The 21,868-nt window shown below is 54.7% G+C and carries 23 protein-coding genes and 1 tRNA gene; 17 read left to right on the forward strand and 7 right to left on the reverse strand.

Translation table 11 applies throughout. The features are described from left to right. Nucleotides 1–8: 8 nt before the first annotated feature. A complete protein-coding gene (locus EOV40_RS05155; protein WP_128105218.1) occupies nt 9–884 on the reverse strand; it encodes a methyltransferase domain-containing protein in 876 nt (291 codons plus the stop codon). Nucleotides 885–956: 72 nt separating this feature from the next. On the opposite strand from EOV40_RS05155, the gene EOV40_RS05160 reads away from it, so the two are divergent. From EOV40_RS05160 to EOV40_RS05180, 5 genes are all read left to right on the forward strand, one after another. Further along, on the forward strand, nt 957–1,724 hold the full coding sequence (locus EOV40_RS05160) for a ComF family protein (protein WP_128105219.1): 768 nt from the start codon (nt 957–959) through the stop codon (nt 1,722–1,724). Between the two features lie 49 nt (nt 1,725–1,773). Beyond that, nucleotides 1,774–2,040 carry a glutaredoxin 3 gene (gene grxC, locus EOV40_RS05165; protein ID WP_050819684.1) on the forward strand — a complete coding sequence of 89 codons (267 nt, stop codon included), beginning with the start codon at nt 1,774–1,776 and terminating at the stop codon, nt 2,038–2,040. A 19-nt stretch (nt 2,041–2,059) separates the two neighbouring features. Continuing rightward, a complete protein-coding gene (locus tag EOV40_RS05170) occupies nt 2,060–2,545 on the forward strand; it encodes a DUF1178 family protein (RefSeq protein WP_128105220.1) in 486 nt (161 codons plus the stop codon). 132 nt (nt 2,546–2,677) lie between these two features. Further along, complete coding sequence (locus EOV40_RS05175) at nt 2,678–3,190, forward strand: DUF2147 domain-containing protein (RefSeq protein WP_050819686.1); 513 nt, start codon at nt 2,678–2,680, stop codon at nt 3,188–3,190. A gap of 31 nt (nt 3,191–3,221) precedes the next feature. Next, entirely contained in the window at nt 3,222–4,484 is a 1,263-nt protein-coding gene (locus EOV40_RS05180; RefSeq protein WP_128105221.1) for a lactonase family protein, read from the forward strand. A 53-nt stretch (nt 4,485–4,537) separates the two neighbouring features. Here the strand turns inward: EOV40_RS05180 and ubiG are convergent, their stop codons facing one another. Then, nucleotides 4,538–5,278 carry a bifunctional 2-polyprenyl-6-hydroxyphenol methylase/3-demethylubiquinol 3-O-methyltransferase UbiG gene (gene ubiG, locus EOV40_RS05185; RefSeq protein WP_128105222.1) on the reverse strand — a complete coding sequence of 247 codons (741 nt, stop codon included), beginning with the start codon at nt 5,276–5,278 and terminating at the stop codon, nt 4,538–4,540. A 172-nt stretch (nt 5,279–5,450) separates the two neighbouring features. Between ubiG and EOV40_RS05190 the strand changes: the two genes are divergently transcribed. The 6 genes from EOV40_RS05190 to prfA all read left to right on the forward strand — a co-directional run bounded on the left by EOV40_RS05190 (nt 5,451) and on the right by prfA (nt 12,773). Then, nucleotides 5,451–6,704, forward strand: coding sequence for an aspartate kinase (locus EOV40_RS05190; RefSeq protein ID WP_035362166.1), 1,254 nt, complete (start codon nt 5,451–5,453; stop codon nt 6,702–6,704). Next, nucleotides 6,697–7,779, forward strand: a complete 1,083-nt coding sequence (locus EOV40_RS05195) for an NAD(P)H-dependent flavin oxidoreductase (RefSeq protein WP_208729306.1) — start codon at nt 6,697–6,699, stop codon at nt 7,777–7,779. The genes EOV40_RS05190 and EOV40_RS05195 overlap by 8 nt, the downstream gene beginning before the upstream one ends. Next, the gene (locus tag EOV40_RS05200; protein WP_208729270.1) at nt 7,772–9,046 is read left to right on the forward strand and encodes a helix-turn-helix domain-containing protein; all 1,275 of its coding nucleotides are present in this window, start codon (nt 7,772–7,774) and stop codon (nt 9,044–9,046) included. The genes EOV40_RS05195 and EOV40_RS05200 overlap by 8 nt, the downstream gene beginning before the upstream one ends. Nucleotides 9,047–9,182: 136 nt before the next feature. Further along, a complete protein-coding gene (gene ispG / locus EOV40_RS05205) occupies nt 9,183–10,343 on the forward strand; it encodes a flavodoxin-dependent (E)-4-hydroxy-3-methylbut-2-enyl-diphosphate synthase (protein ID WP_050819690.1) in 1,161 nt (386 codons plus the stop codon). Nucleotides 10,344–10,467: 124 nt separating this feature from the next. Further along, nucleotides 10,468–11,718: a histidine--tRNA ligase gene (gene hisS, locus EOV40_RS05210; RefSeq protein WP_167506849.1), complete on the forward strand. Its 1,251-nt coding sequence runs from the start codon at nt 10,468–10,470 to the stop codon at nt 11,716–11,718. Next, nucleotides 11,715–12,773, forward strand: a complete 1,059-nt coding sequence (prfA, locus tag EOV40_RS05215) for a peptide chain release factor 1 (protein ID WP_128105226.1) — start codon at nt 11,715–11,717, stop codon at nt 12,771–12,773. The genes hisS and prfA overlap by 4 nt, the downstream gene beginning before the upstream one ends. Here the strand turns inward: prfA and EOV40_RS05220 are convergent. Then, nucleotides 12,770–13,234, reverse strand: a complete 465-nt coding sequence (locus EOV40_RS05220) for a hypothetical protein (protein WP_128105227.1) — start codon at nt 13,232–13,234, stop codon at nt 12,770–12,772. The genes prfA and EOV40_RS05220 overlap by 4 nt on opposite strands. A 37-nt stretch (nt 13,235–13,271) precedes the next feature. Here EOV40_RS05220 and prmC point away from each other — a divergent pair, with 37 nt between their 5' ends. Next, complete coding sequence (prmC, locus tag EOV40_RS05225; protein WP_128105228.1) at nt 13,272–14,150, forward strand: peptide chain release factor N(5)-glutamine methyltransferase; 879 nt, start codon at nt 13,272–13,274, stop codon at nt 14,148–14,150. Between the two features lie 258 nt (nt 14,151–14,408). Beyond that, the gene (locus EOV40_RS05235) at nt 14,409–14,840 is read left to right on the forward strand and encodes a DUF4167 domain-containing protein (RefSeq protein WP_050819693.1); all 432 of its coding nucleotides are present in this window, start codon (nt 14,409–14,411) and stop codon (nt 14,838–14,840) included. 163 nt (nt 14,841–15,003) lie between these two features. Here the strand turns inward: EOV40_RS05235 and EOV40_RS05240 are convergent. Both EOV40_RS05240 and EOV40_RS05245 read right to left on the reverse strand, forming a co-directional pair. Next, nucleotides 15,004–15,078 (reverse strand) — tRNA-Met (locus EOV40_RS05240). Nucleotides 15,079–15,177: 99 nt separating this feature from the next. Beyond that, complete coding sequence (locus EOV40_RS05245) at nt 15,178–15,636, reverse strand: MlaD family protein (protein WP_128105229.1); 459 nt, start codon at nt 15,634–15,636, stop codon at nt 15,178–15,180. A 123-nt stretch (nt 15,637–15,759) separates the two neighbouring features. Here EOV40_RS05245 and EOV40_RS05250 point away from each other — a divergent pair, with 123 nt between their 5' ends. Both EOV40_RS05250 and EOV40_RS05255 read left to right on the forward strand, forming a co-directional pair. Beyond that, complete coding sequence (locus tag EOV40_RS05250) at nt 15,760–16,608, forward strand: undecaprenyl-diphosphate phosphatase (protein ID WP_050819694.1); 849 nt, start codon at nt 15,760–15,762, stop codon at nt 16,606–16,608. Nucleotides 16,609–16,623: 15 nt separating this feature from the next. Continuing rightward, nucleotides 16,624–18,150: an amino acid permease gene (locus EOV40_RS05255; protein WP_128105230.1), complete on the forward strand. Its 1,527-nt coding sequence runs from the start codon at nt 16,624–16,626 to the stop codon at nt 18,148–18,150. On the opposite strand, the gene EOV40_RS05260 is transcribed toward EOV40_RS05255, so the two are convergent. Both EOV40_RS05260 and EOV40_RS05265 read right to left on the reverse strand, forming a co-directional pair. Continuing rightward, complete coding sequence (locus tag EOV40_RS05260) at nt 18,151–19,215, reverse strand: ATP-grasp domain-containing protein (protein WP_128105231.1); 1,065 nt, start codon at nt 19,213–19,215, stop codon at nt 18,151–18,153. Continuing rightward, the gene (locus EOV40_RS05265) at nt 19,212–19,778 is read right to left on the reverse strand and encodes a DedA family protein (RefSeq protein WP_128105232.1); all 567 of its coding nucleotides are present in this window, start codon (nt 19,776–19,778) and stop codon (nt 19,212–19,214) included. Before EOV40_RS05265 ends, EOV40_RS05260 begins: the two co-directional genes overlap by 4 nt. Nucleotides 19,779–20,006: 228 nt before the next feature. Here EOV40_RS05265 and EOV40_RS05270 point away from each other — a divergent pair, with 228 nt between their 5' ends. Together EOV40_RS05270 and EOV40_RS05275 are read left to right on the forward strand one after the other, a co-directional pair. Then, a complete protein-coding gene (locus EOV40_RS05270) occupies nt 20,007–21,002 on the forward strand; it encodes a lytic murein transglycosylase (RefSeq protein ID WP_128105233.1) in 996 nt (331 codons plus the stop codon). After that, complete coding sequence (locus EOV40_RS05275) at nt 20,999–21,865, forward strand: septal ring lytic transglycosylase RlpA family protein (protein WP_128105234.1); 867 nt, start codon at nt 20,999–21,001, stop codon at nt 21,863–21,865. Before EOV40_RS05270 ends, EOV40_RS05275 begins: the two co-directional genes overlap by 4 nt. Nucleotides 21,866–21,868: the final 3 nt, after the last annotated feature.

The following is a 21,868-nucleotide window of genomic DNA, read 5'->3' on the forward strand; positions in this document are numbered from 1 at the left end:
CCATTCGCTTATTGTTTGGTTAAAGGGCGTGGCTGCTGTTGCAGCACATCGTGTAGCGAGTGCGTAAATTGCCCCGGTGTAAGCGGTTGCGGCTGATTGCCAGAGGGAGACCACGCAGCAAGTATTGCCATATGTAATGGCATGCAGAAACTTCCTGCCTTTTCATCCTCCAGTTCATGCGCCGCCGCTGGAAACAGCAGGCGAGGAGGTGTGGCACGAGAGCGTAAGGCGAGAGCGTTCGTTTCTCCCGCCGCGCGTAAATCTGTCATCAATGCCCGTAAGGAGCGGTAACGTAGCTCCAATGTTTCCGTATCGACCACAGGCAGCGCAAACCCGGCACGCTGAAGCAGGGAAACGCAGCTTTGCTGTGTGGGTAGTGGTGATACGCGGGGGGAAACACCATCGCTTAAAGCCAGTTCGGCCATTTCCAAGGCCTGTCGCAATGGTCGCAGCGTGGGCAAAATGGGAATGCTGGCCAAAAAAAGCCCATCAGGACGCAGGATAGAGCGAATTTGGTGGAACAGGCCCGGAAGATCATTCACCCAATGCAGGGAAAGGCTGGCAACCACCAGGTCAAAACTGCCGTGGGCAAAGGGCAGGCGCTCTTCATCTGCACATATGCTTGGGGTTGAGGCACAACGAGCCTGTGCTTCAGAAAGGTCACACGCAATGGTTGGAATATTTCTATTTTTCAGCCCTTGGCAGATAATGCCCCGCCCACCAATATCCAGCGCGCTAGAAAATGAACGCATGACATCATCCAGCCGATCTAACAAAATATCCGCTGCGGCTTCCAGTATAGGGGCAGTAGTGCGCTGGGTGCTGGCAGCACGCTCACGGTGCAGTCTTACAGCTTTGCGATCAAAAATTACGGGCACATCCATTTTGCAACATGTGCGTGCTTCCCTGTGGTTTGCCAAGCACAGAGGCCGGGAAATTTTGCGTGAACCCCAGAAATGCAGGTGAAGATACGCAAGCTGGGCACCGCTTTGATGGATATTTTGTATCCGCCAAGTTGCGTGTTGTGTGGGGCAGATGTGGCCCAACATGGGCTTACCTGCGCATCCTGCTTTGGTCGCTTACAGCCTATCAGCCGTCCATTTTGCAATGCCTGTGCAACGCCTCAGCCCTCGCAGGAAAGTTTGGGGCATACGGGTTTGTGCGCAGCGTGTGAGCAACACCATCCCGCATGGCAACAGGCCCGGGCAGCTTTTGTTTATACAACAGCTGCCAGAGACCTGATTTTACAGCTTAAATATGCAGATAGAACAGAAAATGCCCGGTTTCTGGCGCAACGTATGGCACAGATTGGGCAGGATATTCTGCCCCCAGATGTGTTGTTAATTCCTGTGCCAGTGCATAGGTGGCGCTTGCTGAGGCGCCGTTATAATCAGGCGGCGTTGTTGGCGGCTGAAGTGGTGCGCATAAAGCATTTACAGGTCGCGCCAGATGCCCTTATGCGTACGCGCGCAACAACAAAATTAGCTGGATTTTCTCGCAAGGAACGGCAGCAGGAAATGCAAAGCGCCATTACATTCAGGCCCAAATGGCAGCAAAAATTGCAGGGGCGTTCTGTGGTATTGGTGGATGATATGCTCACAACGGGTGCCACTGCTACGGCCTGCGTACAGGCGTTAAAGCAAGCGGGGGTATGTCATGTTAGCCTTTTGGTTGCGGGGCTGGTGCCTGCGCGGCCAGAAGTTGATATAAACCTGCCAGAATAGATGCTCGGTGTCAGAACCGGGCTTTCAAACATGCACAAGGAATACGCTTATGCCTGAAATCGAAATTTACACACAACGTGGATGCCCTTTTTGCGTGCGAGCAGTTGCGCTGCTGGAAAGCAAAAAGGTGCCGTTTAAGGAAATTAACGCACCCCGCGGTACGCAGGAACGCGAAGATGCCATCCGCCGTTCTGGTGGCAGCACAACAGTGCCTCAGGTTTTTGTAGGGGATAAGTGCTTGGGTGGATGTGATGATCTGATGTCACTAGAGCGGCAAGGCAAGCTGGATGCCGCTTTGGGCTTGGGCGAAAACTGAAGGCGGGAGGTAAAAGCGGATGATCTGTTATCAGCTCTGTTGCGCAAACGGACATACGTTTGAAGGCTGGTACCGAGATAGCGCCGCTTTTGCACGCCTAAAGCAGGAAAATCTGCTGAGCTGCGCCATCTGTGGCTCGTCCAAAGTGGAACAGGCCCTTATGGCGCCCGCTATTGTAAAGGGGCGCTCGCGCCCGAAAAAAGTGGAAACTTCGCAGTCTGAAGCAACGCCTCAGCAACAACCGGCAGCGCCTGCCGCAACGCAACAGCCAGAACCTGTAACGCCAGATAATCTGATGAACGCTTTGCGCCAGATCAGAGCCGTGGTGGAAGAAAACTGCGAAAACGTAGGTTCCAATTTTGCGGATGAGGCCCTGCGTATTCATCATGGAGAAGCGCCAGAGCGCGGCATCTATGGGGATATGACGGCATCAGAGCGCGAAATGCTGGAAGATGAAGGGGTTGATGTGCTGCCGCTTCCGTGGGTACGCAAGACCGACAGCTGATTTTTCGGGGTTGTCGGAACAGTGCCAGGGGTGGCAGGCAGTGCTTACGGTGCCCAAATTAACAGGGCAGGCCAGCCAGTTATGTAAAAAAGTGTATGTTGGAAACAGGGCTGGGCGAAGGAGAAAGAGAGCATGAAAAACTTCATGACGCGCGGCGTTCAAACTGGAATTAAGGCTTTTTTTCTTTCGTCTGTATTAGGCATATCTGCGGCGCTGCTTCCTGCACTTTCTCAGCCTGCCAAGGCGGATTCTGCTGCCATGGGTGGCGAAGATAGCCTGATGGGCTATTGGCTGAGCCAAGATCATGACGGCGTTTTTAAAATTGAAAAATGCGGGGAAACCGTTTGTGGCCGGCTAATTGGGCTGCGTTACGATGGTACGGATGTGCCCAAGGGGCATGACGGAAAAACCGAGTGCAACCTATTGATGCTAACGGATTTTCGCCCCTTGAAAGATGAAAAGAACAAGTGGGAGGGGAATATTCTGGACCCCGATAGCGGCCATAAGTATGACGCGCGCATCTGGTCTCCCCAATCTGGTGTTCTAAAGCTGCGCGGCTATCTGGGCCTGCCCATTTTTGGTGAAACCCAGACATGGACACGTTATTCCGGCCCGCCTATGGGGCCAGTCTGCAAGATGCCCTGAGCATACGCGAACCAAGGAGAAAAACAGGATTATGAGCGGCTCGTTTTCGCGTCGTGCTTTCGGGCTGGGTAGTCTGGCGTGTGGTTTTTTAGGAAGCGCCTATGCACGGGCAGACGATAATACGCCTGCGCCTGATAAGCAGGATGCCACAACGCCACCGCAGCCAGAGCGTATTTTATGTTATGTAGGCGGTTATACGCAGCACGGCCCACCGGGCGGCAATGGAGATGGCATTACGGTTTTTGAAATGGACCGTAAAACAGGCTCTCTCAACCATCTGAATACATTTACAGATGTTGCCAGCCCGTCGTTCATTGCGTTTTCTCCAGATAAGCGTTTCCTTTACGCCGTTAACGAAATCAATGATTTTGAAGGAAAAAATACCGGAGCTGTCACGGCGTTTTCGGTAGATCATGGTACGGGTGCGTTAACAAAGCTGAATACCGTTTCTTCCGGTGGGGCAGATCCGGCGCATCTGAGCGTCCATCCCTCTGGCAAATACGTTATGGTTGCCAACTATACGGGGGGCAACTTTGCGCTGCTGCGTGTGCAGAAAGATGGTTCCTTAGGGGCAATGACAACCCTGGTCCATAATACTGGCCCACGCATGCCTGATAGGGCTTCGGATAATCCGCCGGGCAATTTTGCCATAAGCGATCATTCAGGCTCTCACCCGCATATGATCCACACAGATCCTTCTGGCCGCTTTGTGGCGGTGGCAGATGCTGGTCTGGACAGAATGTATGTATATGGCATCAATTTGGATACGGGGCGTCTGTTCCCGGCCAAAAAGCCGTTTACTACCATGACAGCTGGTTCAGCCCCGCGGCATTTCCAGTTTTCTGCCGATGGCTTGCGCCTGTACATTCTGTGCGAGCAGGATTCCAAGGTGGTGGTAGCGAACTTTGATGCCAAAACAGGGGATATCGCCCCGCAACAGGCTGTAAGCAGCCTGACGGCTCATTTCCGGGGCAGCACGTTGGCTGCGGGCATTCTGTTCTCACCCGATGAGCATTTTCTTTATGTCTCCAACCGTTTGGGCGATTCCCTTGCGGTGTTTCAGGTGGCCAAAGATGGTGGCCTGACACTGGTGGACGAAATCTGGACTCATGCCGATTACGGGCGTGCGCTCAAATTTGATCCATCTGGTAGCTATCTGTTCGTAGCCAATCAGCGGAGTGATTCCATCACATCTTTCCGGGTAGATAAAACCACAGGCAAGATTGGCTTTACGTGGGATTTTACTCCTATTGGAAGCCCAACCTGCTTTGAGTTTCTGACACTTCCTGCTTAACTTTGTGCGTAAGAAAGTGTCAGAAACATGCTGATAATAAAGTAAATTATATATCAGTCTTTTTTGAAGGCTGCGATGTAGTTAATGCCCAAGTCTCGCGTTTCTTTCCAGCTACCAATACCGGGTGCCATGCCAGAAATGGCGACCATCCGCAGGCCAGCGGTGCGGGCATAGCGGCCCAGTTCGGAAGGCTGAATGAACTTACGCCATTCATGCGTGCCCACAGGCAACAGGCGCAGCAGATATTCCGCCCCAATCTTGCCCACAGCCAAAGAGCGCAGGGTGCGGTTCATGGTAGAAACAATAACTGTGCCATTGGCATCTACAAGCTGAGCCAGCATGATCATAAATGCTTCAGGATCAGTGACATGCTCTATAATTTCTAAAGCCATAACGGCATCAAACTTGGCATGTTCAGCCACCAGTTCTTCTGCGCTGCCCTGACGATAGTGCAGCGTGCCAGAACCGGCAGGAAGCGGGTTGGCTTCCAGATGCGCCTGCGCGGCGGCAATGCCATTGGCCGATGCATCCAGCCCCAATACGTCATACCCGGCTTTTGCAAGGGCCTCACTGGCCAGTCCGGCACCGCAGCCAATATCCAGCACATGCGGCTTGCGTGATTTGCGGCCCCGCAGGGGCAGGTGGCGGCTGGCCCATTCAATCCGCAGGCCGTTCATGGCATGTAGGGGGCGCATGGGGCCTGTTGGATCCCACCACTTGTCTGCCAGAGCACTAAAGCGGGCAATTTCCTCGGAAGAAACAGAGGAAGGCGCTTCCTCTCGGGTGGCGTGCATACAACAAATTCCTTTCCTGCTGGTCTCCCCGCTGGACGAAAGGGGGCCGGGAGAGGTATGTGACGCGGCTTGTGAAGCAGCGCAACCGTTCCCATGCGTCTTTTCCGCTATGCAGGTGGCGGGAAGGGCTGGTGCAATGCGTTTTACGGCCTGTTTGGTGGAGAATAAAGCTATGTCCGGTTCCGCACCCCGGATTGTCATGAAATTCGGCGGGACATCCGTGGGGGATCTTGACCGTATCAGAGCCGTGGCCGAACGCGTCAAAAAACAGAAAGACGCAGGCTGCGATGTGCTGGTGGTTGTTTCAGCCATGGCAGGGGAAACCAACCGTCTGGTTGGGTTCTGTCAGTCTCTTTCTCCTTTGTATGATGCGCGCGAATACGATGCCGTTGTGGCAACGGGTGAGCAGGTTACCAGCGGTTTGCTGGCCATTGCCCTGCAAAAACTTGGCGTGCCTTCTCGCTCCTTTGCCGGGTGGCAGGTGCCCATTCTTACGGATTCCCTGCACGGCAAGGCCAGCCTCGATTCGATAGATGGCGCACGCCTACTGGGCAGCATGGCCGAAGGTATGGTGCCTGTTGTGGCCGGTTTTCAGGGTGTGGGGCCAGATGGCCGCGTAACCACGCTGGGGCGTGGTGGCTCGGATACATCTGCCGTGGCGCTTGCTGCTGCCATTAAGGCAGATCGGTGCGATATCTACACAGATGTGGATGGTATTTACACCACAGATCCCAGAATCGTGCCCAAGGCGCGCAAGCTGGACAAAATTACGTATGAAGAAATGCTGGAGCTGGCATCTGTTGGCGCCAAGGTGCTGCAAACACGCAGCGTAGGCCTTGCCATGCGTGAGCGCGTGCGTGTGCAGGTGCTTTCCAGCTTTGAAGATGGCCCCGCAGTGATGGAAGGTCACCTTCCTGGCTCTATGGTGGTGGATGAGGACGAAATCGTGGAAAAGAAACTGGTCACCGGCATTGCCTACTCCCGTGATGAAGCCAAGCTGTCGGTTCGGCGCATTCCTGACCGTCCGGGCATTGCGGCGGCAATTTTTGGCCCGCTGAGCGAAGCCAACGTGAATGTGGACATGATTGTGCAGAGCACGGGTGCCGATGGCACCACGAACATGACCTTCACCACCAGCAAGACCGATCTGCCGCGTGCTATCAGCATTCTGGAAAGCGTGCGTGGCGCTGTGCAGTATGAAGAACTGCAAACAGACCCGGATATCGTGAAGGTGAGCGTAGTTGGCAGCGGCATGCGTTCTCACGCAGGTGTGGCCAGCACCATGTTCCGCACGTTGTCTGAACGCTCCATCAACATTCAGGCTATCTCCACCAGCGAAATCAAGGTTTCCGTGCTGGTGGCAGCAGAATATGCCGAACTGGCAGTGCGTGCGCTGCACACGGCCTATGGTCTTGATGATGTCTGATATTGCAAGCAGCCTGAACCCCGCGCCAACATCAGAAGAATGGCAACGCGCCCGCTCACGGCTGGATAAGCTGTGGCAGCGTGGAACGGATTTTCTGGGCACGCCTTATGCCATTCTGGCCGGGGCGATGTCTTGGGTGAGTGAACGCCATCTTGTATCCGCCATTTCCAACGCAGGCGGGTTTGGCGTGATTGCCTGTGGCGCAATGGAACCAGCCCGTCTGGCTGAGGAAATTGCCGCCACCCGTGCGCTGACAGACCGGCCTTTTGGTGTGAACCTGATTACCATGCACCCCAAGCTGGATGAGCTGGTGCAGATCTGTCTGGATGCCAAGGTGGGCCACATTGTGCTGGCAGGTGGTATTCCGCCCAGCTCAGCCATTAAGGCTGCCAAGGATGGTGGCGCCAAGGTTATTGGTTTCGCCCCTGCATTGGTGTTGTCCAAGCGGCTGATCAAGATGGGCGTGGATGCGCTGGTGATTGAAGGCGCAGAAGCAGGCGGCCATATCGGCCCCGTTTCCCTGACTGTGCTGGCGCAGGAAATTCTGCCGCATATTCAGAACGTGCCGGTTTTTGTGGCTGGCGGCCTTGGCCGTGGTGATGCGCTGGTTTCCTATCTGGAGCAGGGTGCTGCTGGTGGTCAGTTCGGCACACGTTTTGCCGCGGCAGAGGAAAGCATTGCCCACGAAAACTTTAAAAAAGCTTTTGTGCGAGCCAATGCGCGAGATGCCACAACCTCGGTGCAGCTTGATGAGCGCTTTCCGGTTATTCCGGTGCGGGCTATCAGCAATGAGGGCGGGCGCAAATTTGTGGCGCATCAGGCAGATGTTATCCGCCGCTTTCAGGCCGGTGATCTCACGCGGGAAGATGCTCAGCTGGAAATCGAACATTTCTGGGCTGGCGCTTTGCGGCGTGCGGTTATTGAAGGGGATGTGGAAGAAGGCTCTGTTATGGCCGGGCAATCTGTTGGCATGGTAAAATCCGTGCAGCCAGTGGCCCAGATTATTGCTGACCTGATAGATCAGGCCGTGATAGCGCTGATCCGTCAACAACGCCGTATGGATGCTGATGGCTGAAAACGCCCCAAGTTCTGAACAGGAGCAGCCGGCTGCTCTGCCTCCGCTCCCCGATATTGGTACATACGGGGTAGGGGGCGCGCTGCGCAAACGCCGCGAACAGCTTGGCTGGTCCTTGGAGGATGTTGCCGCGTATCTGCGCATCCGTGATGCGTATCTGGATGCGCTGGAAACCGGAAAAGCGGATGTGCTTCCGGCGGAAGTGTACACGCTTGGGTTTTTGCGGGCCTATGCGCAGGCTTTGGGGTTTGATCCAACCCCCATGGTGGAGCGTTACAGGCTGGAAACGCGCAACGCCATTCGGCAGCCAGAACTTGTGTTTCCAGATCCACCGCCGGACCGGCGTATTCCGCCGGCTGTGTCCATCTCTCTTGGGCTTGCGGTTATTCTGGCCAGCTATGTGGGCTGGTATTATTTTACGGGGCACACGCCCCCTGCACCTGAGCGCGTGCCGCCTGTGGCAAGCCTTCTGCCCGGTGAGCAGACGCATAATGCGCCTTCTCCGCAAGTGGCTTCCATTTTACCCGATAAAAGTGCCGTTCCGGCACCTTTGCCGCCATCTGCGCAGCCTAAGCCGCCCAGTGCCGAACAGGCATTGAATGCACAAGGTGCGACAAGTGCTTCGCCTGAAAATGGTGTAGCGCCAGACACACCCCAGCCGGGTGAGGATGTTGGTGCGACAGTTGCGCAAACACCCCAGCAACCCAATGTGCAAACGCCACCTCCTGCAACGCCAGAAGTTCCTTCTGCTGCCGTTGCAGATAATCAGATCGTGCTGAAGGCCTTGGCCGCCAGTTGGGTGCAGGTGAAGGATGCCAACGGCAAGGTTGTGTATGACCACATTCTGCAACCTGATGAGGAATGGAATGTGCCGGTTGAGGGTGGGCCTTATAGCCTTACCGTAGGCAATGCCGGTGGTGTGGTTTTGCGTATGGGAGAACTGGTTACAGCACCTTTGGGGCGGAATGGTGCCGTACGCCGCAAAATGGTGCTCACGCCACAAGGTGTGCGTGATGGTACATTGGCCGCACCTGCTGCGCAAAATAATGTTGTCATACCGCCTGCGCATGCAGATGTTGCAGCCCCTGTGCCCAATGCGGTATCAGGAACAACAACAGATGCGCAGACAGATCTGGCAGCCTCGGAACAGGCGCTTAAGCCCAAGGAAACTGCACCCCGGCCACGCCGCCGGACCGCACCCGTGCAAGCCGAACCAAGCGCTGATGATTTGAATGCGCGCCAGCTTCAGGGCATGGGTTCGCACTAGAATGGCACCCTCGCGCGTATTATGTGTAGCCAAATGGTCCTGATTTTGGCAGGAAAACACCAAACGCAATGGAGAACGCCGTGTGGCCGAACACGGCAGCTTCCCTCAACTGTCGTTTTCGACAAAAGGATGTAAAATGAGCGGCTACCGGCCTTACCAGCATATCGAGCGTCGGAAATCTCGGCAGATCCATGTCGGCAAGGTAGCCGTCGGTGGTGATGCGCCGATTTCCGTCCAGACCATGACCAACACCCTCACCACCGATGCGCAGGCCACAATCGAACAGATTCGCCGTGCAGAAATGGCAGGTGTGGATATTGTGCGCGTGTCCTGCCCGGATGAAGAAAGCACCAAAGCGCTGGAAGAAATTGTAAAGGAAGTGAACGTGCCTATCGTGGCCGATATTCACTTCCACTACAAACGCGCTATTGAAGCTGCAAAAGCAGGTGCCGCCTGCCTGCGTATCAACCCCGGCAACATCGGCAGCGCCGAGCGTGTGCGTGAAGTGGTTAAGGCCGCCAAGGATTACGGCTGTTCCATCCGTATTGGTGTAAACGCCGGGTCACTGGAAAAGCATCTGCTTGAAAAATACGGTGAGCCCAACCCCGATGCGCTGGTGGAAAGCGCTCTGGAACACGCTAAAATTCTGGAAGACCATGACTTCCGTGAATTCAAGATCAGCGTGAAGGCATCGGATGTCTTCATGGCTGTGGCGGCTTATCAGCAGTTGGCAGAAGCCTGCGATTATCCGCTGCACATTGGTATTACAGAAGCAGGCAGCAAGCGTGCCGGCACTGTAAAATCCTCTATTGGTCTGGGTAATCTACTGTGGGCCGGTGTGGGTGACACCATGCGTGTTTCTCTTTCCGCTGCACCGGAAGAAGAAGTGCTGGTGGGCTGGGATATTCTGAAGTCCCTCGGCCTGCGCCACCGTGGCGTTAAGATTATTTCCTGCCCATCCTGCGCACGTCAGGGCTTTAACGTGGTGGAAACAGTGCAGACGCTGGAAGACCGGCTGGCACATATTAAAACCCCGCTTACCCTGTCCATCATCGGGTGCGTGGTGAACGGCCCGGGTGAAGCCCTGCTGACAGATCTGGGCGTAACCGGCGGTGGTTCTGGCCGCCATATGGTGTATGCCGGCGGCAAGCAGGATCATACCGTGCCTGCGGCTGACATGATCGAACATGTTGTAGAACTGGTAGAAGAGCGCGTTGCTGCTATTCAGGCAGAAGAAGCCAAGGAAAAGCAGGAAGGCAAGGCGCAGGAACTGCCAGACATGGCATCCGCCAACTAAGCATTCAACATTCTTCCCCTGCTGTGCGCCAAAAGGTGCGGGCAGGGGTAGACGTGCCATTTAAACAGCAAAAAACACCACGCCAGCCAAGGTGACGGGTGCCGTGGTGTGGGAATATGTATTCGTGAGCAGCATTCAGCCCGTAAGAGGAACGCACGACCTTATTGGAGAAGACCAGCGCCGCCACGCGCATGTGGTAGATACAGCGCGCCGGATTGCAGGTGTTTACGGGTTTGATGAATGGGCAACCCCGATTTTTGAAGATACGCGGGTTTTCTCCCGCTCCTTGGGGGATACGTCCGATGTTGTTTCCAAGGAAATGTATTCCTTCAGCGATCGGGATGGTGAAAGCCTGACATTGCGGCCAGAAGGCACGGCAGCCATTTGCCGCGCTTTGGTGACCAATGCGCTTACGCAGTCTCTCCCACAAAAAGTGTTTTATGCTGGCCCCATGTTCCGGCATGAACGGCCCCAGAAAGGGCGGTATCGCCAGTTTCACCAAATTGGTGCAGAGCTTCTGGGCGCAGCAGAACCTCTGGCAGATGCAGAAGCCATTGCCATGGGGTACGAAGTGCTCAAGGCACTCGGTATTGCAGATTACGTTACCCTTGAACTGAATACGTTGGGTGATGCCGCCAGCCGTGATGCGTGGCGTGATGCTCTGGTGGCGTATTTTTCTGCTCATAAGGACAAACTGTCCGAAGACAGCTTGACTCGCTTGGAAAAGAATCCGCTGCGTATTCTGGATAGCAAGGATGCGGGCGACAAGGTTCTGGTAGCGGATGCGCCCATGATGGCGGAATTCCTTACGCCAGAAGCACGTGCGTTCTGGGATGATCTGCGCAACAAGCTGGATGTGTTTGGTATTGCCTACACCGTAAACCCCAGCATTGTGCGCGGGCTGGATTACTACAACCACACCACGTTTGAGTTCGTGACCAACCGCTTGGGGTCTCAGGGCACGGTGCTGGCTGGTGGCCGGTATGATGGCTTGGTGAAACAGATGGGCGGCCCGGAAGTGCCTGCTATTGGCTGGGCTGCGGGTATTGAGCGCCTGTCCATGCTGCTGGAGCAAGTGCCCGCAGCACCGCGCTCGGTTGTGCTGGTGCCCGTTGGCACGCCGGATGAAAGCGCAGTTGTGCAGATTTTGCAGGGTTTGCGCGGGCAGGGCGTGAGAACAGAAATTGGCTATAAGGGCTCACTGCGCAAACGCATGGAGCGTGCAGGCAAGCAGAACGCCAGCCACGTGCTTTTCCTTGGTGAAGATGAACTGGCTAAAGGTCTGTTCCGTGTGAAAAACATGGAAACAGGGGCGGAGCAGGAAGTCTCTCGCGATACGCTGCTTTCTAAAGCGCAAGACGTATTTGCGGCATGAAGTTTGACGAACGGTTAGACCAGATTGTTAGCCGCGCGCTTGAACTGGAAGCGCAGCTAGCAAGTGGGCTGAATGGTGAGGCCTTTACGCAGGCCTCACGCGAGTATGCTGAAATCGAACCCGTTGTGGCGCGTATCAATGCCCTGCGCGGGGTGGAAGACGGCATTCAGCAAGCTGAGCAACTTCTGGCAGATCCAGAAATGAAGGAACTGGCAGAAGCTGAGCTGGCTGAACTGCGTGAGCAACTTCCGCAGTTGCAAAAGGATGTGCGCCTGTCTCTGCTGCCAAAAGATGTGGCAGATGCGCGCAGTGCTATTCTGGAACTGCGCCCCGCAGCTGGGGGCGATGAAGCCGGCCTGTTCGCTGCCGAGCTGTTTGATATGTACCGCCGTTATGCCGATCTGAATGGCTGGCGCTTTACCGTTATGGATTATGACGAAAGTGAGCTGGGCGGTTTGCGTGAAGGCATTGCCGAAATTAACGGCAAAGGCGTGTTTGCGCGGTTGAAGTATGAATCCGGTGTGCACCGGGTGCAGCGTGTGCCTGCTACCGAAAGCCAGGGCCGTATTCATACATCCACAGTTACGGTAGCCGTATTGCCGGAAGCCGAAGAAGTGGATGTGGATATTAATGAAACAGACCTGCGGGTAGATGTGTTTCGGGCCTCTGGCGCGGGTGGGCAGCACGTGAATAAGACGGAAAGTGCCGTACGCCTTACCCATATGCCCAGTGGCATTGTGGTTTCCATGCAGGAAGAAAAAAGCCAGCATAAGAACCGCGCCAAGGCCATGAAAATTCTGCGGGCGCGTTTGTATGAACGTGAAAGGGCGCAGGCGCACGCCAACCGGGCGGCAGACAGGCGTTCTCAGGTTGGTACGGGTGATAGATCAGAGCGTATTCGTACCTATAACTTCCCGCAGGGGCGTGTCACAGATCATCGGATCAACCTGACACTTTATAAAATTGATCGTGTCATGTTGGGGGAACTGGATGAGTTTGTGGATGCCCTCACGCAGGAAGAACAGGCAGCATTGCTGGCGGCTGAAGGTTTTTAACTAATAGGTGCCGCACATACGCCAGAACGGCCGGGATGATGCTCTGCCGCTTCTGGCGCATTGGGGTCTGTTAAAAAGAATTCGGTAAAATTGTCAGAACCCAAGGCATAAAAATGGTGGCCATCGGGGTTGTGGAGCGTGCCATCGCTATCCACCTCATGGGTTTCCACCCGCCCTTCGGGGGAGCGAATGGTGATCTCACCACATAAGGTATAGGTGTGGTCTAACCGGCCCATAGGGGTGGTGATTTTTACCGTTTTTTCCTGATTTTTGTCATCCAGCCGGATCACGCTGACAAGTTTGCCATCTAGATAAATGCGTGAAACTTCTGAAATTTCAGCATCAGCTTTGCCGTCTGTTACCGTAAACTCACCTGCATATGCGTAGGAAAATGGCAGCATTGCCAAAAGGGTGAGCAAGCAGGTGGTTGTGTGCTGGATGCAGCGGAAAAATTGGGGCATTGATGTCTAACCAGATCAATCCATCAAGGTTGCGTGCGTGAATACAGCAGAAAAAAAAGCTCCCTGCCAACCCATAGCGCAACTGTTGCGTGAGGGTACGCAGCTTCTGGCGCAAGCCGGTATTGAAGGCCCGCGGCGGGAAGCCCGATTACTGCTTATTCATGCGCTTTCTCTTACGCCAGAGCAACTTCTGGCACGCTCCCCAACAGAAAACGTGCCAAGTGAGCCTTTCTTTTCTTACGTAAAGCGCCGCGCAACACATGAGCCTTTTGCCTATATTACCGGTAGCAAAGGGTTCTGGAGTTTGGATTTGGCCGTATCGCCAGCAAGCCTTGTGCCGCGTGGAGATACAGAAACACTTATTACAAGCCTTCTGGAGTATCGCTCGGATCAGGCATCAGCGTTGAATATTCTGGATTTAGGCACAGGCACGGGCTGTTTACTGCTGGCAGCTTTGGCCGAATACCCTAAGGCGCATGGGGTGGGGGTGGATATTAACCCGCAGGCTGCCATTTTGGCGCATGGCAATGCCCAACGTTGCGATATGCAGGATCGCGCGTTGTTTATGGTGGCGGAGTGGGATGCTGCTTTGGCCCCAGGCATGCGTTTTGATGTGGTGCTGAGCAACCCACCGTATATTCCCACTTCGGATTTGGCCGACCTTATGTCGGAAGTGCGTGAACATGAACCCGTACGCGCGCTGGATGGTGGGGATGATGGGTTAACGGCATACCGCTATATTTGCAGCCGTCTGCCATTTTTGTTGGCTGATGGTGGGTTGGCTGTGCTGGAAATTGGCATAGGGCAGGAGGCCGATTTACGCGCCTTGGCAAGCGCCAATGCCTTGCGCGTGGTGGATGTAAAAGCCGATCTGGCAGGCATTGCCCGCGCTGTGGTGCTGGAAAAACAGGCGTGAAAAATAACTTGGCTTTATGTGCCTGGGTTGCTACACTGCTCAAGCTTGCTTCTGTAGCAGATGTAAAAATCTAAAATCACTGCATCAGAAATTAAAGCAGCAAGGGGGCCTTTCATTTGGCAACACTTTATATGTTGCCTTACATAAAGCCCATTCCGAAAAAACAATTCGGCCTTCACTCAGGAAGCATACCTTTTTAATACAGGACTGTTTCTTTATGCCAAAGTGCCCTGAACAGGAAAGCGCTGTGATAAACCCATGAACGTAAAACGGATGCGGACAAGACACCATCGTTCCAACGGGAGCAATGGGAGTTCCCGACAACTGAATGGACAGATTCCGATGAATAGGAATCATGTTTTTGATAGTCATGGCCCGGATGTGCGCGTACGTGGCACAGCCCAGCAGCTTTTTGAAAAATACCTCCAGCTTGGCCGTGATTCCACAGGCAGCGGAGACCGCGTGGCAGCGGAAGGTTACTTCCAGCATGCTGAACATTATTTCCGTATCATGAATGCCATGGCGCAAGCTGCGCAGCAAAGCCAGCAAGAACGCGCCGAGCGCCTTGCCGCCCGCCAGCAGCGTGCTGCTGCACAGGCAAATGAGGAAGGTGAAGACCGGCAGGAACAGGATCCTCAGCCCGACGTTCGGGAAGAATCTGAACCTCAGCCTGAACTTTCCGAAGGCTAAAAATCTTCAGATCCCTTGCTGCCCTGCTTCCGGTATCTGGAGGCGGGGTAGGCGAGGTCTGGCTGTATGTGTTTGAAGGCTGTTTCAAGCCATCAACATTCTACACACAACACTGCAAGCCCTAGGCTTGGTGTTTGTTGAGTGTATTGTTTTTTAAGGGAATTGGTAGCGGCGGAAGGATTTGAACCTCCGACCAAGGGATTATGATTCCCCTGCTCTACCACTGAGCTACGCCGCCATACTGTGTTGGCGCTGATCTACCTGATTCTCCGTAATGTCGTCAACCCGGTTTGGCGTATTTTGTTATAAAAATAATCAGATAAGAGAATATACGGGCTTACTGCCCCAGATTTCCGGCACCAAAGATGTAATTGCTCACCTGTTGCTCAAGGCTTGTGGGCTCCAGCGTATGTGTCAGCATTCCGTTGGGTGGTACCATGGTGGAGGATGTGCCAGGTTCAATCATCAACGCGTTTTCAGATGAAAGCGTGGCGCTGCTGATTGTGAGTGTGCTGTCCTGCGGTAAATGCAGGGCACCATCCAGTGTAAAGTGCACAAAGGCCATCTGGGTGGCTGGGTCCAGCGTGATGGAAGATACGCGGCCAACTTTTACGCCTGCAATATCTACATCCGCGCCACGCTCCAGCCCGTTGGCAGAAACAAAGCGGGCAGAGAGGGCGTAGCTATCTGTGCCCGGAGATTTCTGGGTGCCATGCGCATAAACGGCAAAACCCAGAGTGGCTGCCAGAACTGCTCCGCTAAAAAGACACGCGCCTGCACGGTTTTGCCTGCTCATGGGTGTGTTTTCATCCTGAATAATGATGTTGTGGTACAAGACTTAGCATGAATCCTTGCAGCATGGTGGCGCATGGTGCAAGGACAGGCAGCAAAGTTGTGCCAGCGTGGGTTGTAACTGCATATGTCGTTTCTTCAGGCTATCATTATCGCTCTTCTTCAGGGAGCAACAGAACTCTTTCCCGTAAGTAGCCTTGGACATGCTGTTATTCTGCCGGCGCTGTTCCATTGGTCGTACGATCCGCATGATCCGGCTTTTTTGCCGTTTCTGGTTATGCTGCATCTGGGTACCTCCGTGGCGCTGCTGGTTTTTTTCTGGAAAGACTGGTTGGCCATTTTTAAGGGGGCCAGTGGCAGTTGCGGGCAGCGCATGCAAATGGAAAGCCTGCATATTCTGTGGCTGCTGATTGTGGCCACCATTCCGGCTGTTGTGGTGGGCGGGTTGTTTGAGCACTTCCTGCGCAATCTGTTTGGCTCAGCTTCTTCCGCAGCCATCTTTCTGTTTTTGAACGGCCTGCTTTTGCTGGTGGTGGAACGGTTGCGCAGCAGTATGGTGCGCAAAAACGTGAACTCTGTTGCCAGCATGACATCGCGCGATGCGGTGATTATCGGCCTGTTTCAGTGCCTTGCATTTTTCCCGGGGCTTTCGCGCTCTGGCGCAACCATTTGCGGTGGCCTGCTACGCGGCTTGCACCATGATACGGCAGCACGCTTTTCCTTTTTGATGGCCCAGCCGGTTATTCTGGCCGCCACGGTGCGTGAAGCCTTCAAGATGCGGCATCTGGACCTACAACCGGGCCAGATGCGTATTGCCTTGGTGGCGGCCGTTGTTTCTGGCCTGACTGCACTGTTCAGCACCGCTTTTCTGATGCGGTATTTCCGTGATCACGACAGATGGGCGCTTTCCCCCTTTGCTTGGTACTGCATGGGCGTAGGCGGTATTGCGACCATTCTGTTCCATTTTATGCACTGATCCAGAAATAATCTGATGGGAGATCTTTCTGGTTCGTCACGGCGTAAATCCTTACAGCGTATTGAAAAGGAAAACAGCACCCAACGCCTAAGCAGAACATTGGGGCCCTTACAGCTCACTATGTTGGGTGTGGGCTCCACTATTGGTGCGGGCATTTATGTCATGACCGGCACGGCCGCTGCCAATTATGCCGGGCCTTCTATTCTTCTGTCCTTTATTGTGGCAGGGGTTGCCTGCCTTTTTACGGCTCTTTCCTATGGGGAGCTGGCATCCTCCATGCCGGTTTCTGGCTCTGCCTACACGTATGCCTATGTCTCTATGGGGGAGCGCTGGGCATGGGCTGTAGGGTGGCTGCTTTTGCTGGAATACGGCATTTCCTGCGCAGGTGTGGCGGCTGGGTTTTCGGGGTACGCTGTCAGCCTTTTGCAGGACTTTGGCGTGCATGTGCCATCGGCACTTTCCACCACCACGCTGCAAGTTGCGTTTGAAGGTGCATCCCGCCACGTTGCTGCGGGCTGGCGCATGGATGCCGTAGGCGCATTTTCTATTCTGGCGGTTTCTTTGCTTCTGGTGTTAGGGGTGCGTGAATCCTTCAAAATCAATGCGCTGATTGTTTTTCTCAAAGTGGGTGTTCTGGCGCTGTTTGTAGCGCTGGGTGTGTGGGAGGTGCATCCCTCTTACTGGACGCCGTTTATTCCCAAATACGAAGGCGGTTTTCGGTTTGGCTTCCCCGGTATTTTCCGTGCCGCATCGGTTATCTTTTTTGCGTATGTAGGGTTTGAGGCTGTTTCCACTGCAGCTGGGGAGGCACGAAACCCCCGGCGCGATGTGCCAGTTGGCATTGTGCTTTCACTTATCATCTGCACGGTTGTGTACATGATTGTGGCTGCCGTGCTGATAGGCGTGGTGCCGTGGCAGACGCTGGATGTGGCAGACCCGCTGGCTATAGCCGTTAACGCCATGCATCAGCCATGGCTGGCTTTGTTTGTAAAGCTGGGGGCCGTTATTGGCCTGTGTTCCGTGCTGATGGGGCTGTTATATGCCCAAAGCCGCATCTTTTTTGCCATGGCGGAAGATGGGTTGCTGATGCCAATGTTCAGCAAGTTGCATCCGCGTTTTCAAACACCGTGGATCGGCAGCATTGTGCTGGGCCTTGGTGTGGCGCTGGCTACCGCTACGTTGCCGATTGATATTATTGGTGATCTGGTCAGCCTCGGCACAGCCGTGGCGTTTGGTATTGTGTGCTTTACCGTTATCTGGGTGCGCAACAAGGCGCCGGAAATTCCACGTCGTTTCAGTGTGCCGTGGGGTGGTTTTACCGTGCGCGGAATCTGGTTGGGCTATGTGCCGCTTTTGGGGATTTTCTTCTGCGCAACCATGGTGGCGCCGCTTTGCGTGGATATGATGCTGGCCCTGTATAAGGGAGACCCTATCCCTTTGCTGTTGCTGCTTACTTATGCCGGGATAGGGTGGGCCAGCTATCGGTTTTATGGTCACGTCCATTCCCGCTTGGGGCGGGAACAGCGCGAAAAAGCCAAATAATCAGTCGTTCAACGGGTAGGAAGCCAAAAGTCGCTTTTGGCGCTGCCACAGGCGCACGCCTTCCCACAAATTGGTGGGAGACCAGCCAGCCTTCTTCTTTTTGGCGCCAATGCGGAAGCTTTCCCGGTAATGATGGAACTGGGCTGCATAGGCTTCACGCAGTGTGGTGCGAGAGTCCCAAATGTGGATGGCTTCTGAGCCTACGCCGTTGATTTCGATAATCTCAAAATCCTTGCCTTCACGTAGTGCTTCAGCAGAACGGAACTTCACATCAATACGCCCGAAATGAAAATCGGGAATATCCTGCATAATGGCATCAATCTGGCGTGTGAGTTCCGGCGTAATGTCGGCCTTGCCGTTGCGGAAAATGGCCCCTTTACAGTGGTTGCCCGCAAAAACCAGCTCCAGTTCATCACCATCTGGCAAAACTTCGTGCAGGCAGTGGGTAAGGCGCGGTGTGTAGATGTGCAGCACTTTGCTGGTGCGGCTATCTTTTTGCAGCAATTGCAGCACCGTATCGCGCCCATTCCCGCGCAGGGCCGGAATATCCTTGTAGGTGAGGGATGAAATTTCCCCCATAGGGCTGTCAGGGTGACGAATATAAAACAGCCCGGCTTCGTGCTTCCACGGAATCAGCTTTTGTATCACCAGCCGGATCTTGCGCGGAAAGGCGGCGAGGGCTGCTTTCAGTTCTTCTTCCGTGCGCACCAGTTTTACGCCGGTGCCATTGCACCCAATATCGGGCTTCACCACGACAGGTAGCGTAAGCCCCTTGGCCTGCATGGCTGCGTGAGCGCGCGCAAGGTCATGCGTGTCTGTTGGGAGCGTGACATAAGGAGCAATCCAGCGTTTGGCATAATTACCGGCCATATCCAGAATGCTGCTTTTGCTTTCACCGCACAGGCCGCCAGTTTCAATACGCGGGTTGGCGGCTGTGGGCAGGGTAACATCCCCATAGCGCAGGCCCAGCAGAATCCAGTATGCCACAACGGGGGTGTAAAAAACCCAACCAGGCCAGAATTCAAAAAGGGAGAGAGGAGAAGGCTGTTTTTCGGCCTGTGTCATGTCTTCTGTTTCTGTGCTCGGGCAATCAAACGGCCCATAAAGAAAATAACCAACACAAACCCGGCCAGCCCAGCCCAGCGCCATGCGCCAAGATGGTCCAGAATAAACCCACCAACATGGAGCGAAAGCGCAAATAATGCGGTTGTCCAGATAAGTGTGGCCAGAAATGTGGCGGCGGTAAATACAGGCAAACCCGCGTTAAAAAAACCGCTTGCCGTGTAAAGCGGCAACCGGGTGCCCGGAATAAAGCGGCTGACAAATACAACCCAGAACAGGTTTTTGGAAAGCCAGACTTTTTGGTTTTCCATTTGTGATGTGTTCACCCATCTTTGGGCGGGCTTCCAGCGTGCAGCCAGATAGCCCAAGCCGTAAAGCCCCACATCGCCAGTTACAATGCCAATATACAAAGCAATAAGTGCTGTAATGGGTGAGAGTGTGTGGAGGTTAACCTGAATGGCCGTAATAACCGTGGCCGCATCTTCCAGCACAAATGTAGCCAGAATAACGATAACAACCTGCGCAAAAGGGTAAGCGGCGGTAAGTTCCAGAAACTGATCCAGCAAAGAAGGGTATCTCTCTCCGGCCAGAACAGCACGGTCTTGAAGGTTTTAAGAGTATCAGCAGGGCTCCAACAGGCTCTTTTGTGACAGTATTGTCAAGAGGGTGTGGGGTCTATTGGTGCATGTGTTTGCGCCCAAAATAAGGGAATAAAGAAGATGGCCTGACAAAGGCCTTATTCCACTATATTCTATGGCAGTGAATGTTACACAGATCAGAAGCGTGAAGCCTTAATGCTACGAAGAAAACTTCTTGTTGGTGGGGCTTCTGCTCTGTTCGCCACACCTGTATTGGCCCGCACAACGGCGGCAACTCTCCCACACCCTGCAGCCTCATCCAGTTATGCCACCTTTCTGGCAGGCGTGCGGCGTGAAGCCATAGGGCAGGGTATTTCTGCCGCAGTGGTGGATCAGGCCCTCGCACTCACCACCCAGCCAAACGCCAAGGTGCTGAAGGCAGACCGGCATCAGCCAGAATTCACCCTGACATGGGCGCAATACAAAGATCGGGTTCTTACGGAAAAGAAAATTTCCGATGGGCTTGCGGCTGTTGGCCAACGTACAGCGCTGCTCAACCGTATCAGTTCCACATATGGTGTTGATAAAGGGGCCATTGCGGGGATCTGGGGGTTGGAATCTGCTTATGGCACACGCATGGGCACATTCCATGTGATCGATGCCTTGGCGACTCTGGCTTATGATGGTCGGCGTTCGGCCTTTTTCCGCTCAGAACTCATGAAGGCGCTGAGCATTCTGGGGCAGGGTGATATCACACCAGCAGGTATGCTGGGCAGCTATGCAGGGGCTATGGGGCAGCCGCAGTTCATGCCCAGCGCCTATCTGCGTTACGCGGCCAGCTACCCGGAAGGGGGGCGGCGCGATATCTGGCATAATGAAGCCGATGTTTTTGCCTCTATCGCCAATTATCTGGCCAAGTGCCATTGGCTGCCCGGCCAGCCGTGGGGTGAGGAAGTATTGCTGCCGGATACCATAACGCAGGCACAAATTGGCCGTACGGCTGTGCATCCCATTTCATGGTGGGCGCAGCAGGGTGTGCGGCCACGCGTGGGGCAGTTTTCAACCGCCGTGCAGGAAGGTGCGATTATCCGCCCGGATGGGGTGGGGGGCGAAGCCTTTATCGTCTATCATAATTTTAACGTGATCCGCCGCTACAACCCCTCCGATTTCTACGCGCTGGGTGTAGGGCTTCTTGGTGATGCAATAACGTGAAAAAACTCGCCCTTGTAGGGTGCCTGGCAGTGCTGGCCTGTTCGCGCCCGCAGCCCGTGGCACAGCAGGATCTGCATTATACAGTTGGGCCGGCCTGGCAGGCAGGCGGCAAGTGGTTTTACCCGCGCGAAGACTTTGCATGGCAAGGCACAGGCCTGGCTGTAAGGGAACCTGCGCAGGCCGAAGGACATCTGACAGCGGATGGTGAGGTCTGGCACGCTGCCAGCATGACGGGCAGCCATCAGACATTACAGCTGCCCGCCGTGGTGCGCGTGACCAATCTGGATAACGGGCGGCAGATTGTGATCCGCCTGAATGATCGTGGCCCGAATGATCCGGGGCGCATGATCGGCCTTTCCCCACGTGCTGCAGATTTGCTTGGCGTGGGTAAGGAGCCTGCACGTGTGCAGGTGGTGGAAGATGAAATGGCCAGCAGGCAGTTTGCCGAGGTGCTGCCCGGCGGCCCCATGTTGCAGATTAGTGCGGCCCCGCTGGAAAAAGTGCAACAAACGGCATTAGGTAACGCGCCAGTGGATAGGCAGGGCCTTACAGTTCTGGCAGATAACACCACGCAGGAAACACCTGCGCCGGGCAAGGTGGTGCTGGCAGATCTGCCAGCCACTGTTATGCAGGGCGCGCCTGTGTCCAGCATGCTGTGGGTGGAAACCATGGATTTTACATCTCGCTTGGCCGCCATGCGGCAGGCGGCGGCACAAGGTGCCAGCGTTCGGCCTGTGTTTTTGGGGCACAGCACCATGTGGGCTGTGCGCTACGGGCCTTTTGCGACTATAAGCGAAGCAGATGCCGCCCTTAAGCGGGCACTTGCTACTGGTTTAACCGGATCTCATATCGTCGTCGAATAGGGA

It is taken from the genome of Acetobacter oryzoeni (assembly GCF_004014775.2).
Taxonomy (GTDB): Bacteria; Pseudomonadota; Alphaproteobacteria; order Acetobacterales; family Acetobacteraceae; genus Acetobacter; species Acetobacter oryzoeni.